This is a genomic window from Roseiarcus sp., from assembly GCF_052145395.1.
Taxonomy (GTDB): Bacteria; Pseudomonadota; Alphaproteobacteria; order Rhizobiales; family Beijerinckiaceae; genus Roseiarcus.
On record NZ_JBKQOT010000800.1, the window covers coordinates 1 to 14,775 of the forward strand.

Consider the following 14,775-nt stretch of genomic DNA (forward strand, 5'->3'; position numbering starts at 1 on the left):
TCTTACGTGAGCAAGTCCTTCGACGCCGGCGTCACCGGCGCGCTCGGCCAGAACATGATCCAGTACGTGAGCAAGGTCACGACGGCGCTGATCGTGTTCGTCGGCGCCGAGGCGGTGATCGAGGGCTCGATGTCGGTCGGCGAGCTCATCGCCTTCAACATGATCGCGAGCCAGGTCGTGCAGCCGATCCTGCGCCTGTCGCAGCTCTGGCAGGATTTCCAGCAGGTGCAGGTGTCGGTGGCGCGGCTCGGCGACATCCTCAATTCGCCGCCCGAGCCCGTGCCGCAAAACCTTTTGACCCTGCCGCCGCCGAGCGGGGCGATCGAGTTCCGCAACGTAACCATGCGCTACCGGCCCGACGCGCCCGACGTCCTGCGCAACGTGACGCTGTCGATCGCGCCTGGGGAAGTGGTCGGGATCGTCGGGCCGTCGGGCTCGGGCAAGTCGACGCTGACAAAATTGATCCAGCGCCTCTATGGGCCCCAGATCGGACAGGTGATGATCGATGGCGTAGACGTCGCCCAGCTCGATCCGGGCTGGCTGCGCCGCCAGATCGGCGTGGTGCTGCAGGAAAACATTTTGTTCAACCGGACGATCCACGAGAACATCGCGCTCGGCGACCCAGCGATGCCGCGGGTGCTGGTGATGTAGGCGGCGCGGCTCGCCGGCGCGGACGAGTTCATCGCTCAGCTTCCGCAGGGCTACGACACGATGATCGAGGAGCGCGGCGCGAACCTCTCCGGCGGGCAGCGCCCGCGCATCGCGATCGCCCGCGCGCTCGCCACCAACCCCCGCATCCTCATCCTCGACGAGGCGACCTCGGCGCTCGATTACGACAGCGAGCGGATCATCCAGGAGAATATGCGCGCGATCGTGCGCGGCCGTACCGTTGTCATCATCGCCCATCGGCTGGCGGCGGTCCGTCCCTGCACCCGGATCGTCGACATGGCTCGCGGGGAGATCGTTGAGGTCGGGTCGCACGACGAGCTTCTGCGGCGCGAGGGCGGCCTCTACGCCCATCTGTGGGATTTGCAGTCCGACCAGGCGAGGACGCCCGCATGAACGAACGGACCGCGCTCCCGGCCGTAGCGCCGCCTCCCCCGCCCCCGCCGCAGGCACGCCGCGCGGTCTCGGGCCGCGACCGCGAGTTCCTGCCGGCGGCGCTGGAAATCCTGGAGTCGCCGCCTCCGCCGGCGCCGATCGCGCTGATCGCGACGATCTGCACGTTCGCGCTCGCGGCGCTCATCTGGTCCTTCTTCGGTCGACTCGACGTGCACGCCGTCGCGCAGGGCAAGATCGAGACGGCCGGCTATTCCAAGGTGATCGAGCCGCTCGATCCCGGCAAGATCGCTGCGATCCATGTCGAGGCGGGGCAGACGGTCAAGGCGGGCGATCTCATCTTTGAACTCGACCCGGCGGAGGCCAACGCGGACGCAACCGCCGCCGAGGACGCGCTCAACGCCAGCCGCGCCGAGATCGCGCGGCGCCGCTTCGCGATCGAGGCCGTCCGGAGCGCAGAAGCGCAAGAAGCGCACGCAGATGGCGGCCAGGACAATGGCGCGGCTGAGAAAGCGACAAGCGAGGCGCCGACGCCGAGCCCGGTCGAGGCGCTTGCAGGGCGGCCGGCGTTTTCCATCGGCTGGGACGACAGTCCGCCCGAGCCGTTCCGGCTGCGCGAGGAGTCGGTTCTGCGCGCAGATCTGACCCAGCTTTCGGACGCGCTCAAGGCGCTCGACAGGCAGATGGCGCAGAAGCTCGCGACCCGGAAGCGCCTCGACATGAGCATCGCCTTCCAGCGCACGCTGATGGACACGCTAAATGCGCGCGTCGCCACGCGCCAGGAGGCGATCGACAAGCAAGTCGGCACCAAGGTCAACCTCTACGACGCCAAGGAGGAGCTGGAGAAATATCAGGCCCAGCTCGCCTCCGACGAGGGCCAGTTGATCGAGACCGACGCCGCGATGAGGGAATTGGAGAGCGAGCGGACGAAGACCGTCTCGCAGTTCATCGCCGACAATGAGAACAAGCTCGCTGAGGCCTCGCGCAAGCGGGACGAAGCGCGTCAGGCTCTTGCGAAGGCGACCGCGCGCCTTCAGCGCACCGAGCTTTACGCGCCGCTCGACGGCGTCGTGCAACAGACGGCGGTGACCACGGTCGGCCAGGTGGTCACCACCGGCCAGCAGCTTGCCGTCATCACCCCGAACGGCGGCAAGCTTCAGGTCGAGGCGCTGGTTGCGAACCTCGACATCGGCTTCGTCAAACTCGGGCAGCCGGCAGTCATCAAGGTCGACGCCTTCCCCTTCACCCGCTTCGGCGTGCTGCAAGGCAAAGTCATCAAGATCGCCCCGAGCGCTGTGACCGAGCAGGAGGCCAAGCGCGCCCTCGCCAACGCCGCCGCCACGGCCAACCCGACCCAGGCGCCCTCGACGACCGCCCCTGGTCAGGCGGAAAGCTTTGTGTTCCCCGTCACCGTCGCACTCGGCGAAACCGCGATGAAAATCGACAACTCGATCGTCCCCCTCACCCCCGGCATGACGGTCACCGTCGAAATCAAGACAGACTCGCAACGGGTTATCGACTACCTGCTGTCGCCGCTCGCCAAGATCGCGTCCGAGGCCGCACGAGAGAGGTAGGGCGCAGTCGGAACAAGGCTTTGCTGCATCTTGCTCAGCGTTTGTCATCGAAAACAAAAGGCCCCGCCGCCCGGAGGGGCGCGGGGCCTTTCGCTGGAGTTCCAGGAGAGCCTCACCTCATCGCCGATGCCTCGGTCGGTGAGCGTGCAGAGCGCTTACGCGGCCTGAAGATTTCCAGCCGAGCTCTTGCCCGACTTGCTGTCGCGGACCAACTCGAACTGGACCTTCTGGCCTTCGTTGAGGGTCTGCATGCCCGCGCGCTCGACGGCGGAGATGTGCACGAACACATCCGTCCCGCCCGTGTCAGGCTGAATGAAGCCGAAGCCCTTGGTGGCGTTGAACCATTTCACCGTTCCGGTCGCCATGACGATTTCCTTTCAATCATGCGTTGTAGTTCGCACGTGAACGACGTGTTCACGGCAGAGAGTCGAAATTGAAGGGAAGTGTCGTCGCCGCGCCGAGGCGCAAAACATAGAACTTGGCCGTCCAAAATCACCGCCCTTCTATATCGGGATTGTGTTTGTTGCAAGGCGGTCTCGTCGATTTTTGAGCATTGCTCAGGCGCATTGAAAAGCAAGCCGCGTGACGAACGGGGAGCGGAATCGATGGGGGTTTCGGGGCCGCCGCCGCGCTCCGATCGCGGACCCGTACGAGGCCGACGGAAGAACGCCGACGCGGGAGACGGCCGGAACCCCCTCACTGCGGCCAGTTCGCGGTCTCCGAGCCTAAGCGCCGCGCAGGCTGGCTCCACGCGAGCGGCGCGCCGGCGACGGCGACGGGCGGAAGGGCGCGCCGCGCCGGGCCCCAATCCGTCGCCTCGACAGCCGCCGCATAGTCCGCCTCGGCCGGGCGCAGGGCGGCCTCCTCCGACGGCCCGCGCGGCAGCGCGACGAGCAGCGCCGCCGTCCGGGCGAGCGAGGCCTTCGCGGAGGTTGGCCGCCCGTCGGCGAGGCGCTGCGCGACGCCGCGGACAGCCGCCGCCGCCATGAGATAGCCGGTGGCGTGGTCGAGGGCCTGAACCGGCAGCGGGACGGGCTTGTCGGCGTCCCGCCAGGCCATGCCCGCGGCGGCGATCCCCGTCGACATCTGGACGAGGCTGTCGAAGCCGCGGCGATTAAGCCACGGACCCGACCAGCCGTAAGCGTCGAGGCAGACGTCGACGAGCCCCGGATTTAGGCCGCGGCGGACGGTCTCGCCGTAGCCCAGGGCGTCGAGCGCGTCCGGCCGGTAGCCGTGGATGAAGAGGTCGGCCTCGGCGATGAGGCGCTCGAACCGCGCCCGGTCGGCCGCGTGCCTGAGATCGAGCCGCGCGCAACGCTTGCCGAGCGTGACCTCGGGCTCGATCGCCGGCTCGTTCCAATCCGGCGGATCGATGCGCAGGACATCGGCGCCGAAGCCTGCGAGAAAGCGGGTCGCGACCGGGCCGGCCAGCACGCGGGTCAGGTCGAGGACCTTGAGACCCGCGAGCGGCCGATCGGCGGTCGGCCGCCAGGCGGACGAGGTTTTGCGCGCGTCGGCGAACGCGATCAGCGGCTCGGCGGAGACCGCGCGCCCTTGCGGAGAGGCCTCCCATTCCGGGACCGATCGCATCATCGCGGCGCATCCGCCCGCCTCGATCACCGCCTGTTCGAGCGCGTCGGCCGACCAGCCCCTGACGGCCTCCGCGACGGCCGGCCGCTCGGCCGCCGAACCGAGCACAGCGAGCGCCGCGGCGCGGTGGCGGGGCGCGTTGGTGTGGAGGCGGATCCAGCCGTCGGCGGCGGGATAGTCGCCCGCGATCGGGTCCCAGGGCGACGGCAGCGTCCAACCGACCGGCCGGATCGAGAGTCCGAACCATAGGGCGGCGAGGCGCCGGTCCACCCTGACGGGCGGCGCCTCCGCGACCGCGGCGACGAGTTCGGAGACCGCCAGGCCCGCCGCGCCGATCGCGGCCGAAGCCAGCGCCGTCACCGGAAAGGCGGATGGAAGACAGTCGGGACCATCGAAGCGGACGCGGTCCGTCGCTTGGGGCGGCAACCCGAGCGACGCGCCGATCGCCTCCAGAACCAGCCGGTCGGCGCCCTTGTCGCCGCCGTCCGCCCGATCCTCCATCCCAGGATTCGTCATCGCACTCATTAGGCGATCTCCTGCAAAAGTTCTGGCGCAGGATGGCGCGCCGTTGCATGACGATCAATCTTGATAAATAGAATCAATCTATGACCGATTGGATGACGCGGGACTCCGCCCTCGCCGCGCTGGGGATCCGACCGCAGACGCTCTACGCCTATGTCAGCCGCGGCCGCGTTGGCGTGCGGCCCGATCCTGCGGATCCGCGGCGCAGCCTCTACCGGGCCGACGACGTGGCCACGCTCGGCGCGCGCCAGGCGCGCGGGCGGAAAACCGCGGACATCGCCGCCGGCGCGTTTCACTGGGGCGAGCCGGCGATCACGACAAGCGTTTCGACCGTGCGTCACAGCGTTCTCGTCTATCGGGGCGTCGACGCCGTGGAATGGGCCGAGACGGCGACGCTGGAGACGACCGCCGCCCTGCTGTGGCGGGCCGGCGCAGAACCGTGCTTCCCGACGCCGGAGCCGCACGGCGCGAATCCGTTCGAGGCCCTCGGGGCGCTGGCGCAGCGAACCGCCCCGACATTGGGGCGGAGCGCCGACCGGCTGCACCGGGACGCCGAGACGGCGATCGGCCACATCGCGGCGAGCCTCGGCGTCGGAGACGGCGACGCGCCGATCCACCGGCGTCTCGGCCGCGCATGGTCGCTTGAGCCTGCGGACGTCGAACGGGCGCGGCGGACTCTGGTTCTGGTCGCCGATCACGAACTCAACGCCTCCGCCTTCGCCGCGCGCGTCGCCGCGTCGACCGGCGCCTCCGTCGCCGCCGGGCTGTTCGCGGGCCTCTGCGCGCTGTCGGGTCCCCGGCATGGCGGCGCGGCGAGGGCGCTGGCCGCCTTGATGGACGAGGCCGAAAAGCGCGGCGCCGGCGCGGCGGTCGGCGGCTGGCTCGCGCGCGGGCATAATCTTCCCGGATTCGGCCATCCGCTCTATCCCGACGGCGACCCGCGCGCGATCGCGATGCTCGACGGACTCGCGATCGATGAAACCGCGCGCGCGGTCCGCGAGGCCGCCTACGACGCGACCGGGGCCGGGCCGAACGTCGATTTCGCGCTCGCGGCCTTCGCGCGGGCAAGCCGGCTGCCGGCCAGCGCGCCGTTTTCCCTGTTCCTCATCGGCCGCAGCGTCGGGTGGGCCGCCCACATCGTCGAGCAGGCCGAGACCGGGACGCTGATCCGCCCCCGCGCCCGCTACGAGGGGCCGGAGCCGCGCGCATAGCGCCACCATGGCGATGAGCGGCGGCGGCCCCGCTCAGTTCAACCGCCAGACCTCGAAATTGAGGAGGCTGGCAAAGCCGACCCAGGCGGCGAGCGGGACGAGCGCCAGAGCGGCGGACCGATCGAGCGGCCAGAAGGCGGCGATGGTCGCGACGATCAGAAGCCACTGGGGTACGATGTCGATCAGGCCCATGAGCGGGCTGTGGGCGTCCAAGAAGAGGAACGACCAGAAGGCGTTCAGGGCGAGCTGGGCAAGGAAGAGGACAATCGCAAGCCGGCGGCCGGGAACGCGGGGCGACAGGCTGAGGACGCGCCAGAAGGCGAAGGCCATCAGAAGGTAAAGCGCCGCCCAGACCGGACGGAAGACCGCGATCGGCGGGCTGAACGCCGGCTTTTCCAACCCCCCGTACCAGGACACGAGAGCGGGCGCCGTCGCCAGCGATCTGAGCGAGGCGGCCGCCGCGACCAGCAGCAGCGCGAGCAACCCCGACAAAAGGCTTCTCGAACTGCCAAGGTCGCGCTCGCTCGCCGACATGCCGCCGTCTCCGAACCAAAGAGGATACATCGGACACGCGGCGTCGGACCATCCTCCGATCGGCGGACCCGCCGCGCGGGCCGGCGCAAGCGGTCAGGAGCTCGCGGAGAGGCCGCTTGCCTTGAGAGCGCGCTCGATGCACGCGCTCATCGCGTCGCCGTCGAACGGCTTGGCGAGGAAGCCGATGGCTCCGGCGGCGATCGCCTGCCGGCGCACGCGCTCCTCGGGAAAGGCCGTGATGAAGATGACGGGGGTTCGATCGCCCTGCGCCGCCAGATGGCTCTGAAGCTCCAGCCCGCTCATTCCGGGCATCTGCACGTCGGTGACGATGCAGTCCGTGCGGCCGAGTGTCGCCGAGCCGAAAAACGCCTCGGCCGACGCAAACGATGTGGCGACGAAACCCAGCGACCGGACGAGGCTCACGATCGCCGCGCGAACGGAATCGTCGTGCTCGATGATCGCGATCGTCGCAGAAACAGACACTCGGGGCGCCTCCGCGCGGAGCCGTCGGCGCAGGATGCGACCGGTTAACACGCTATAGCGTCGAATGGCGTTGCGACTAAATCATACAAATGTTTAGGCCCGGTTGATCGCCCCCACGGACGCCAGAGCCACGCCTCGCGCGACCGGAAGCGAGAACAAGAAACAGGCCCCTTCAGGTTCGGCGTCCTCGAACTGAAGCTCTCCGCCATGCTCGTTGACGATGGAAGGCCCATGCCCATTCCGTTCGGCTTGGTCGAGAAGAACGGAGCGAAAATGCGCTCGCGGTTTTCCGCCGGAATTCCCGGGCCGGAATCCCGCACCCGGAACTCGAGCCTGCGAAGATCGGCGTTCGGGGCGACCGATACGGCGAGGCGACGAGGCCGGCTGCCGGCCTCGGCCATGGCCTGGATCCCGTTGAGCAGGAGATTGACCAGGACCTGCTGCAGCCCGACGAGATCGCCGCGTATCTTCGGGGCCCCAGGAGCGGCGTCCAGCCGGTGCTCGACCCCATGCTCCCTCGCCTCCCGTTCCACCAGGAGGAGGGCGCCGTGCGCCAAGGCGGCCCCGTCCACGATCGCAGGGTCGCTCTGCGCCTTGCGGCTGAAGGCGCGGATGCGGTCGACCACGTCGGCCGCGCGCGTTGCGTTTTGCGCAATCTGATTGATGGCGTTGGCCATTTCCTGCGTCTTCGGCGGATCGGCCCGCAGCCAGCGCCGAGCGGCGTCCGAGAAGATCTTGATCGCCGCCAGCGGCTGCTTGACCTCGTGGGCGATCGAAGCCGAAAGCTCGCCGAGCAGCGACACGCGAGAGGCGTGCGCAAGCTCGGCCTGCGCCGCCCGCAGGGCGTCCTGGGCCCGCCGCTGCTCGGAGACGTCGAACGCATAGAAGAGAATGTCTTGGGCGTCCTCGTCGAGAATCACGCCGCGCCAGATGATCGGAACGGTTCGCCCATCGAAGGTCCGAAGCGTCCGCTCGCCCTGCATGGTGGTCTCTCCGCGCTCGAACGCTTCCAGGACCTTGATGTTGCTCGCGACGTTCGCCGGGAGCAGTTGCCGGGCGACTGCGAAAAAATGCTCTTTCGATTCCGCTCCGAGCAGGCGTATCGCGGCGCGGTTCGCATCGACGAAGCGGTGATAGGTTCGCAACTTTTCGATCACATCGGGACGTGTGGCCAGGTGAGCCACGACGTCGCCGACGCCCGAGGCTCGGATCTGCGCCAGGGCGGATTTCACGCCGGACCAGTCTTTGCGGAGAATCGGAATGGGCGCTCTGTCGAAAAGGTCCGCGCCTCTCAAATCCTTCGGCATCGGGCTTTCTTGGCGACTCCTGGGAGTGACTTCGAAGAGACAGGCCTTTGTCGCGGACCGGCCGCTCGATGATATCGGAATTGAACGGAAATCCGTCGCGCCGCACTTTACCCCACCCGGCCGGACCGGAACGCCTCGACCGTCTGCATCACCCCGCGCAACTCCGCGAGGCCCTTGAGGCGGCCGATGAAGGAATAGCCGGGATTGGAGCGCTTCAGCCGGTCGTCGCCGAGGAGATGGCCGTGGTCCGGGCGCATCGGAATGTCCGCCTCGGCGCGGCCTTCCGCGCGGCGGCGCGCCTCCTCCGTCATGATTTCGGCCGCGAGCGCGACGAGGTCTGTGTCGCCCGCGAGGTGGTCCGCCTCGAAGAACGAGCCGTCGGGCTCGTGCTTCACGTTGCGCAGATGGACGAAGTGGATGCGCGGCCCGAACTCGCGCGCCATGGCGACGAGATCGTTCTTCGGGTTCGAGCCGAACGACCCGGCGCAAAGCGTGATCCCACAAGCCTCCGACGGCACGGCCTCGAACAGCTTCCGCACGTCCTCGGCGGTCGACAGCACGCGCGGCAGCCCGAAAATGGGAAAGGCGGGATCGTCGGGATGGATGGCGAGCCGCACGCCCTCCTCCTCGGCGACTTGCACGATCTCGCGGACGAAGGCGATCAGGTTGTCGCGCATGTCCTCGACGCCGACGTCCCGGTAGCGCGCCAGCGCCTCGCGGAAGCTCGCGCGGTCGTAGGTGAAGTCGCCCGCCGGCAGCCAATCGATCAGCGCCCGTTCGAGCGACTCCCTCGCCTCGGGCGTCATCGCCTCGAACCGCGCCTTCGCGGCGGCGATGCGCTCGGGCGGATAATCGTCCCCGGCGCCGGCGCGCTCGAGGATGAAGAGATTGTAGGCGGCGAAGTCGAGCGCGTCGAAACGCAGCGCGGTTCCGCCGTTCGCGAGCCGCCAGTTAAGGTTCGTCCGCGTCCAGTCGGTGATCGCCATGAAGTTGTAGCAGAACACCCTGACCCCGGAGCGGGCGGCGTTGCGGATCGATTGCATGTAGTTGTCGATTTTCTGGCGAAAGTCGCCGCTCCGCGTCTTGATCTCTTCGCCGACGCCAATGCTCTCGACCACCGGCCAGACGAGCCCGGCGCTCTCGATCGCGGCGCGGCGCTCGAGAATGTCGTCCACGGGCCACGCTTCGCCGCGGTTTTTGTGATGGAGCGCGGTCACGACGCCGACGGCGCCCGCCTCAGCGACATTTTCCAGACTGACCGGATCGTCCGGCCCGAACCAGCGCCAGGTTTGCAACATGGGAGCCTCCCTCGTTCCTCTGTCCGGCGCGAGGCGCCGCCTCGCTCGCGTTAGTTCGGCGCGCTCGCGTCGAGCCGGAGCTTCAGATAGTCGGCCGCCATGATCGATGGATACTTCGAAACGCCGTCCGTCACGCATGACGGGATGGAAGCGACCTCGGCGTCCGGGTTGGGATCATAGAAGAACGCGATCGAAAAACGCTCGCGCGGGCTCGCGTTGACGACGCGGTGCGGCGTCGAGACGTAGATGTCGTTGGTTTAGCGCATCAGGCAGTCGCCGATGTTGACCACATAGGCGCCGGCGAGGGGCGGGGCGTCGATCCACCGTCCGTCGCGCCGGCGAACCTGAAGCCCGCCGACGTCGTCGGTTGCGAGCAAGGTGATGTTTCCGTAGTCGGTATGGATGCCGGCGCCGACTGCGTCGTCCGCCGCCGGCGGGTAGCGAAGGAGGCGCAGTGTCGCCATCGGCCGGTCGAACTTGTCCTCGAAGAAGCCGGCCGGCAGGCCGAGATCACGCGCGAAGGCGCGATGGAGGCGGGCGCCCAGGGCGGCGCAGGCGTCGAAATAGCCGAGCATGGTTTCGCGAAAGCCGACGAGATCCGGCCAGGCGTTGAGCGCGCGGAACGGCTTTTTGGCGAGAAGCTCCGGGTCGTCGGGCGCAACGTCGACTCCGACGTTGAACGCCTCCTTCATGTCGGGGCCCTGAGCGGGATCGAGCGCCTCATGGCGGAGCCCCGAATAGCCACGGTTGCCGCCGACCGTCTCGATCGCGATCGCCTGCTTCAAGGCGAGCGGCAGCGCGAAGAAGCGCTGGGACTGGGCGAAGGCTTCGTCCATCACCGCCCTCGGGACGCCGTGGTTGACTGCGTAGAAGAAGCCGGCGTCGCGACAGGCCGCGCCGATCGCCGCCGCGACGCGCACAAGCTCCGCCTCGCCCTCGCCGAGGGGCGCGAGATCGATGACGGGCAGCGAGTCGGTCATGGGCCGGCGTCCTCAGGGCAATTCGCATCGAAGTGGCCGCCCCCACTCAGGGCGGGTCAAGCGCGCGGGCTCTCTCGATTTTCGCATCGCTCTGAACGGGGATCAACAACAGCCGAAGCCGCCGCGATAATGCGCAATCGCCGCGGGCTCGAGGTCTCGCCACGCGTCGAGGAACGCGGCGCGGGAGCCGATCTTGTCACGATACGCCTGTCGCAGCGCGGCCTCGGCGGCGTCGAGCTCGACGGACGCGAGCTTCCCGTCGCGCACGACGTCTTTCCCCGCCACCATGAGGCGGTCGACATGGGGGGCGGTCGCTCGGGCGAACACGAGGTCGACCGGCTCGACCGGCATGACGGCGTCGCGATCCAGCCGATCGAGGTCGAGAATGAGAATGTCCGCCGGCGCTCCGATCGTCAGCGCCCCGTCGCCCGGCGCGCCGTTGGCGAAGCGTCCGTTGGCCACGGCGCCGGCGAGCCAGTCGCCCCGCGTGACGACCGGCTCGAAGCCCCAGCCGCCGTGCAGGAAATGGCCGAGCCGAAGCTCGCGGACGATGTCGTCGTCCTCGTCGAACGCCGAGGCGTCGACGCCGAGCGCGACGCGGCAGCCGCGCCGGATCGCCTCGCCGATTGGCGCGACGCCGCTCGCCAGATGCAGATTCGAGCTCGGATTGGTCGCGATGACGGCGCCGGACGCGGCGATCAGGTCGAGCTCCTCCGCGCGAGCGTAAACGCAATGGGCGAGCGTCAAGCGCGGCGACAGAAGCCCAAGCGTCTTGAGCCGTTCGACCACGCCTTCAGGATAGGCGCGATCGGCGAAGGCGCGCTGATAGCGGGTCTCCAAGAGGTGCATGTGCACGCGCCGGCCGGTCGCGCGCGACCGCTCGGCGATGGCCGCAAGAAGTGCGTCCGAGCACCATTGCGGCCCGTTGGGGCCGAACTGCACGGTGAAGCTCGGGCTCTCGACCGCCTCGGCGATCGCCTCGACGCGGGCGATTTGGTCCTCGACGCTCGGCATGGTCCCATGGAAGGTCGCCGCGATCGTCGCGCGCGCCGCGTCGGGCAGGGCGGCCAGGAGAGCGGCGTCGTCGCCGTACACGAGCGGGTTGCGGTTGCGCAGGAAGACGGCGAAGGCGACGCGCACCCCGACCTCTTCCGCAGCACGCGCGACGGCGCACGCCTCCTCGACTGGCGACATGGGCCCGTGGAAGCGGGTGTAGTGCGCCATGACCGAGCCCGCTCCGCCCCGCGCCGCTCGCCCGAAAGCTGCAAGCGCGCCGAGATAGGGGTCGATCGGCGGCATCGCGGCCAGACGCAAAAGCCAGGTTTCCAGGGGCTTCGCGGCGGCGCCGAACGAAGTCGGCGAGAGTGGACGGCAATGGTCGTGGGCGTTGACCAGCGCGGGCAGGGCGAGGAGGCGCCGCTCCGGCGCGCTCGCGGCCGGCGCGATCGCCGCGATAACGCCATCCTCGATGGCCAAATCGACCGGCGGCCCCGCGGGCGCGCCGTCGGTTGGCAGGAGAATGACGCCGGAAATCGTTGCGCTCATGCCGGGTCGTCGATGACGCTGACATGGGCGGCGACGATGCGCCAGCCCTCTGGAAAGCGCACCCAGGTCTGCATCTGCCGCCCGACCTTGCCCGGCGCGCCGTCTCGCCGGAAGAGAGTCGCGGCGATGGCGACATCGCGGCCGTAGGTCACGATGCAGGTCTTCTCGAGTTCGCGCGCGAGCCCGGCCGGCGAGCGCGCCGCCCGGAACGCCTTGATCGCCTCGTAGCCGTAGAGGTTCTCAGCCACGCCGTAGCGGATCGCCGTTTCGCTCGGCAGGAAAAAGCCGTCGAGCGCCGCAACGTCGTTCGTCACCAGCGCGCGCTCGTAGGCGGCGAAGGCGGCCTCGACCTCGGCCTTGGTCGCGGGGTCGTCGACGATCATCGCGCGCGCCTCCGGCGCCGCGAAAAGTTTGACCGCTTCGTGAACTCCCGCCCCCCCTGTGGGGGCGGGCAGGGGTGGGGGGGCGCGCGGCACTCGCCGCGGAGGATGCCGATGCACAGCTTTCGAGGTCGGGCGAGACCCCCCTCCTTTATCCTCCCCCACAAGGGGGGAGGAGATCGCCGCCGATCGAGCGCCCCAATCGTCATGGCGCGCGCTTCCGGCGTTCGAGCGAGGCGCGGAGGTCGGCGAGAAAGGGAATCTCGGCGAACTGATCGGGCCGGACCCTGTCCCAGGCGACGCCCGCCGGCTGGCGGAACGGGGTCAGCGTCTCGATCAGTTCGAGCTCGGTCGCGATGAAGGCCAGCGCCGAATCGTGACCCTCCATGACCACCTCGGAATCGTCGACGACCTGCGAAGAATGGACCGTCGTCGCGATCGGCGTCGAGTCTTCGACGAGGCCCAGCTCGCGGAAAAACCCCTGCTCGAGGTCCGCAAAGCCTGCGCCCTTGCCGGTCCGGCCGCCGCGCCGCGTCACCGCGACGCAGCCGACCACGCAGAAGTCGAGCCTCGGCATGTCCTCGAAGCCAACCGGCTCGCCATGCTCCATGAACCCTTGCGCCGTCGCGGACATACTCTGCAGGCGCCCTTGGCATGCGCCGTTCGAGGATGGCTCGCACCACTTTCCGCATGCGGTTCAGCGTGACGCGCTCCCGCTGAGCGATCTCGGCGAAGGAAACGCCGCGGTTGATGAGCCCAATGATCCGCGTCTCCCGCTCGGCTTTTTTCGCTCTCGCCGCCCTTCGCGCCTGGGGCGATCGGTCGCGACGGACGGCGGGCGCCGGAGGGGATTCGGCGGCTTCGGACAATGGGAGAGCTCCTTCGATTTCGTCTCTCAGGAATATGAGTACCATATATTCAGATAAACCGCAAGATATTTCTGATCGTCAGAAAATGCGAATGGGCGCCTCGTCGGGCGGCGCTGACATTGAAATCCGTTCCACACAATGGCCTTGCCGTGCAGTCTGCTGCCAGTCGATCGGGGGAACCGGGCGAGGCTCATGCGAAATCTGCTTTCGTGTCTAGCGCTCGGCGTGGGCGCCGCGCTCCGACCGCTCGGGGAGCGGGAGAGCAGGACGGCGCGGCTCGAGGAGGCGGTCGCGGCCTTCCGCGCGGCGCTGGAGGAGTTCACGCGCGAGCGGGTTCCTCTCCAATGGGCGGCGACGCAGAGCAATGTCGGCAACGTGCTCGCAGCGCTCGGCAGGGGGGAGAGCGGGACGGCGCGGCTCGAGGAGGCGGTCTCGGCCTATCGCGCGGCGCTGGAGGAACGAACCCGCGAGCGGGTTCCGCTCGATTGGGCGGCTAGCTTTGGCAATCAGGGCGTTGCGCTAACGGTTCTGGCGGACCGGAAGGACGATGCCCTGATTGCCGAAACCGCTGTCAAGCAAATCAAGACAGCATACGAAGCGACTTACTCCGGCGGGCACGAACAATGGGCGGCCTATAATGCTCAGGCGATCTTCGACCGGCTGAAAAAGCGCTGACTGCGGGAATCCGATTAGCGTGACTTTCCTTACGGGCGTGCAAAACTCAACATATATGAAACGAGAGCGGCCTGTTGATCCGGCTGCGCTTTTCCGTTGCATAACTAAGATGCGAAAATCCGGCCGCCGCGTGGGGGCTTGAAGGAGAAGCTGATAAAGATCGGCGCAAAGGACGTCAGCCGCGGGCGCACCATCGCCTTCCAGATGGCGGAAGTCTCCATTCCCCGAAATCTGTTCTCCGACATCTTGCGGCTGATCGCGGAATTGAGGCCGCCGCCGGTCGCATCGACAGCGTCGGGCGTTCGTGCGTCGCGCGTTCCTGAGAGCCCGTCTCAAAAGTCACTCTCCTCTCCTCATCCTGAGGCCCCTTTGGGGCGCCTCAGGACGAGGGGTAGGCTTTTGAGACGGGCTCTTGAGAAAGTCACGGGAGAGGTGTGCCTTGACGACAGAGAATTCGGCAATTCCTGGCGATCGGACCAGTTCCGGTTCGTCGTATCGACATCAACCGCCCCATGCCAACGGCGCCGGCTTGCCCAAAACACGAATATGGAGAAGATTTTGCTCGGTGAAGGACGCGATCTGGGGAATGTCGGCTAAGGTTTTGCTTTGGCCGAGGACACGACCGCGCTAGCGTACGGTCTCGTTGCGAAGAGGAGGCGCCCCCCATGTCGACCTATATCGCACTTGCAAACTGGACGCCCGAAGGCGTCAGGGCGGTTGGGAATGCGGCCGATCGCTTGGACGCAAT

General features: G+C 68.2%; 13 protein-coding genes and 2 pseudogenes. 5 read left to right on the forward strand and 10 right to left on the reverse strand.

Annotation, left to right across the window (positions count from 1 at the left end; genetic code table 11):
• Together ACLP25_RS27550 and ACLP25_RS27555 are read left to right on the forward strand one after the other, a co-directional pair.
• Positions 1-1,062, forward strand: a pseudogene (locus tag ACLP25_RS27550) (ATP-binding cassette domain-containing protein); the annotation flags it as partial.
• On the forward strand, positions 1,059-2,633 hold the full coding sequence (locus tag ACLP25_RS27555; protein WP_442472290.1) for an HlyD family type I secretion periplasmic adaptor subunit: 1,575 nt from the start codon (positions 1,059-1,061) through the stop codon (positions 2,631-2,633). The pseudogene ACLP25_RS27550 and the gene ACLP25_RS27555, both read left to right, overlap by 4 nt.
• A 155-nt stretch (positions 2,634-2,788) precedes the next feature.
• Here ACLP25_RS27555 and ACLP25_RS27560 read toward each other — a convergent pair whose 3' ends face one another.
• Together ACLP25_RS27560 and ACLP25_RS27565 are read right to left on the reverse strand one after the other, a co-directional pair.
• Entirely contained in the window at positions 2,789-2,998 is a 210-nt protein-coding gene (locus ACLP25_RS27560) for a cold-shock protein (protein ID WP_442472291.1), read from the reverse strand.
• 331 nt (positions 2,999-3,329) lie between these two features.
• On the reverse strand, positions 3,330-4,748 hold the full coding sequence (locus ACLP25_RS27565; protein WP_442472292.1) for a CoA transferase: 1,419 nt from the start codon (positions 4,746-4,748) through the stop codon (positions 3,330-3,332).
• 80 nt (positions 4,749-4,828) lie between these two features.
• Here ACLP25_RS27565 and ACLP25_RS27570 point away from each other — a divergent pair, with 80 nt between their 5' ends.
• Positions 4,829-5,956 (forward strand): citrate synthase, encoded by a 1,128-nt coding sequence (locus ACLP25_RS27570; protein ID WP_442472293.1) that lies wholly within the window; start codon positions 4,829-4,831, stop codon positions 5,954-5,956.
• Positions 5,957-5,989: 33 nt separating this feature from the next.
• Here ACLP25_RS27570 and ACLP25_RS27575 read toward each other — a convergent pair whose 3' ends face one another.
• The 8 genes from ACLP25_RS27575 to ACLP25_RS27610 all read right to left on the reverse strand — a co-directional run bounded on the left by ACLP25_RS27575 (position 5,990) and on the right by ACLP25_RS27610 (position 13,117).
• Positions 5,990-6,490, reverse strand: coding sequence for a TspO/MBR family protein (locus ACLP25_RS27575; RefSeq protein ID WP_442472294.1), 501 nt, complete (start codon positions 6,488-6,490; stop codon positions 5,990-5,992).
• 93 nt (positions 6,491-6,583) lie between these two features.
• Positions 6,584-6,973, reverse strand: coding sequence for a response regulator transcription factor (locus ACLP25_RS27580; RefSeq protein WP_442472295.1), 390 nt, complete (start codon positions 6,971-6,973; stop codon positions 6,584-6,586).
• Between the two features lie 44 nt (positions 6,974-7,017).
• Positions 7,018-8,205, reverse strand: a complete 1,188-nt coding sequence (locus ACLP25_RS27585) for a sensor histidine kinase (protein ID WP_442472296.1) — start codon at positions 8,203-8,205, stop codon at positions 7,018-7,020.
• Positions 8,206-8,387: 182 nt separating this feature from the next.
• Positions 8,388-9,578, reverse strand: coding sequence for a mannonate dehydratase (gene uxuA / locus ACLP25_RS27590; RefSeq protein WP_442472297.1), 1,191 nt, complete (start codon positions 9,576-9,578; stop codon positions 8,388-8,390).
• A 257-nt stretch (positions 9,579-9,835) separates the two neighbouring features.
• Positions 9,836-10,558: an isopenicillin N synthase family dioxygenase gene (locus ACLP25_RS27595; protein WP_442472298.1), complete on the reverse strand. Its 723-nt coding sequence runs from the start codon at positions 10,556-10,558 to the stop codon at positions 9,836-9,838.
• 102 nt (positions 10,559-10,660) lie between these two features.
• On the reverse strand, positions 10,661-12,103 hold the full coding sequence (locus tag ACLP25_RS27600; protein ID WP_442472299.1) for an amidohydrolase family protein: 1,443 nt from the start codon (positions 12,101-12,103) through the stop codon (positions 10,661-10,663).
• A complete protein-coding gene (hpxZ, locus tag ACLP25_RS27605; protein WP_442472300.1) occupies positions 12,100-12,486 on the reverse strand; it encodes an oxalurate catabolism protein HpxZ in 387 nt (128 codons plus the stop codon). The genes ACLP25_RS27600 and hpxZ overlap by 4 nt, the downstream gene beginning before the upstream one ends.
• A 202-nt stretch (positions 12,487-12,688) precedes the next feature.
• Positions 12,689-13,117, reverse strand: a complete 429-nt coding sequence (locus tag ACLP25_RS27610) for a 5-formyltetrahydrofolate cyclo-ligase (RefSeq protein ID WP_442472301.1) — start codon at positions 13,115-13,117, stop codon at positions 12,689-12,691.
• A gap of 427 nt (positions 13,118-13,544) precedes the next feature.
• On the opposite strand from ACLP25_RS27610, the gene ACLP25_RS27615 reads away from it, so the two are divergent.
• On the forward strand, positions 13,545-14,027 hold the full coding sequence (locus ACLP25_RS27615) for a hypothetical protein (RefSeq protein WP_442472302.1): 483 nt from the start codon (positions 13,545-13,547) through the stop codon (positions 14,025-14,027).
• Positions 14,028-14,165: 138 nt separating this feature from the next.
• Positions 14,166-14,315, forward strand: a pseudogene (locus ACLP25_RS27620) (IS1380-like element ISCARN79 family transposase); the annotation flags it as partial.
• Positions 14,316-14,775: the final 460 nt, after the last annotated feature.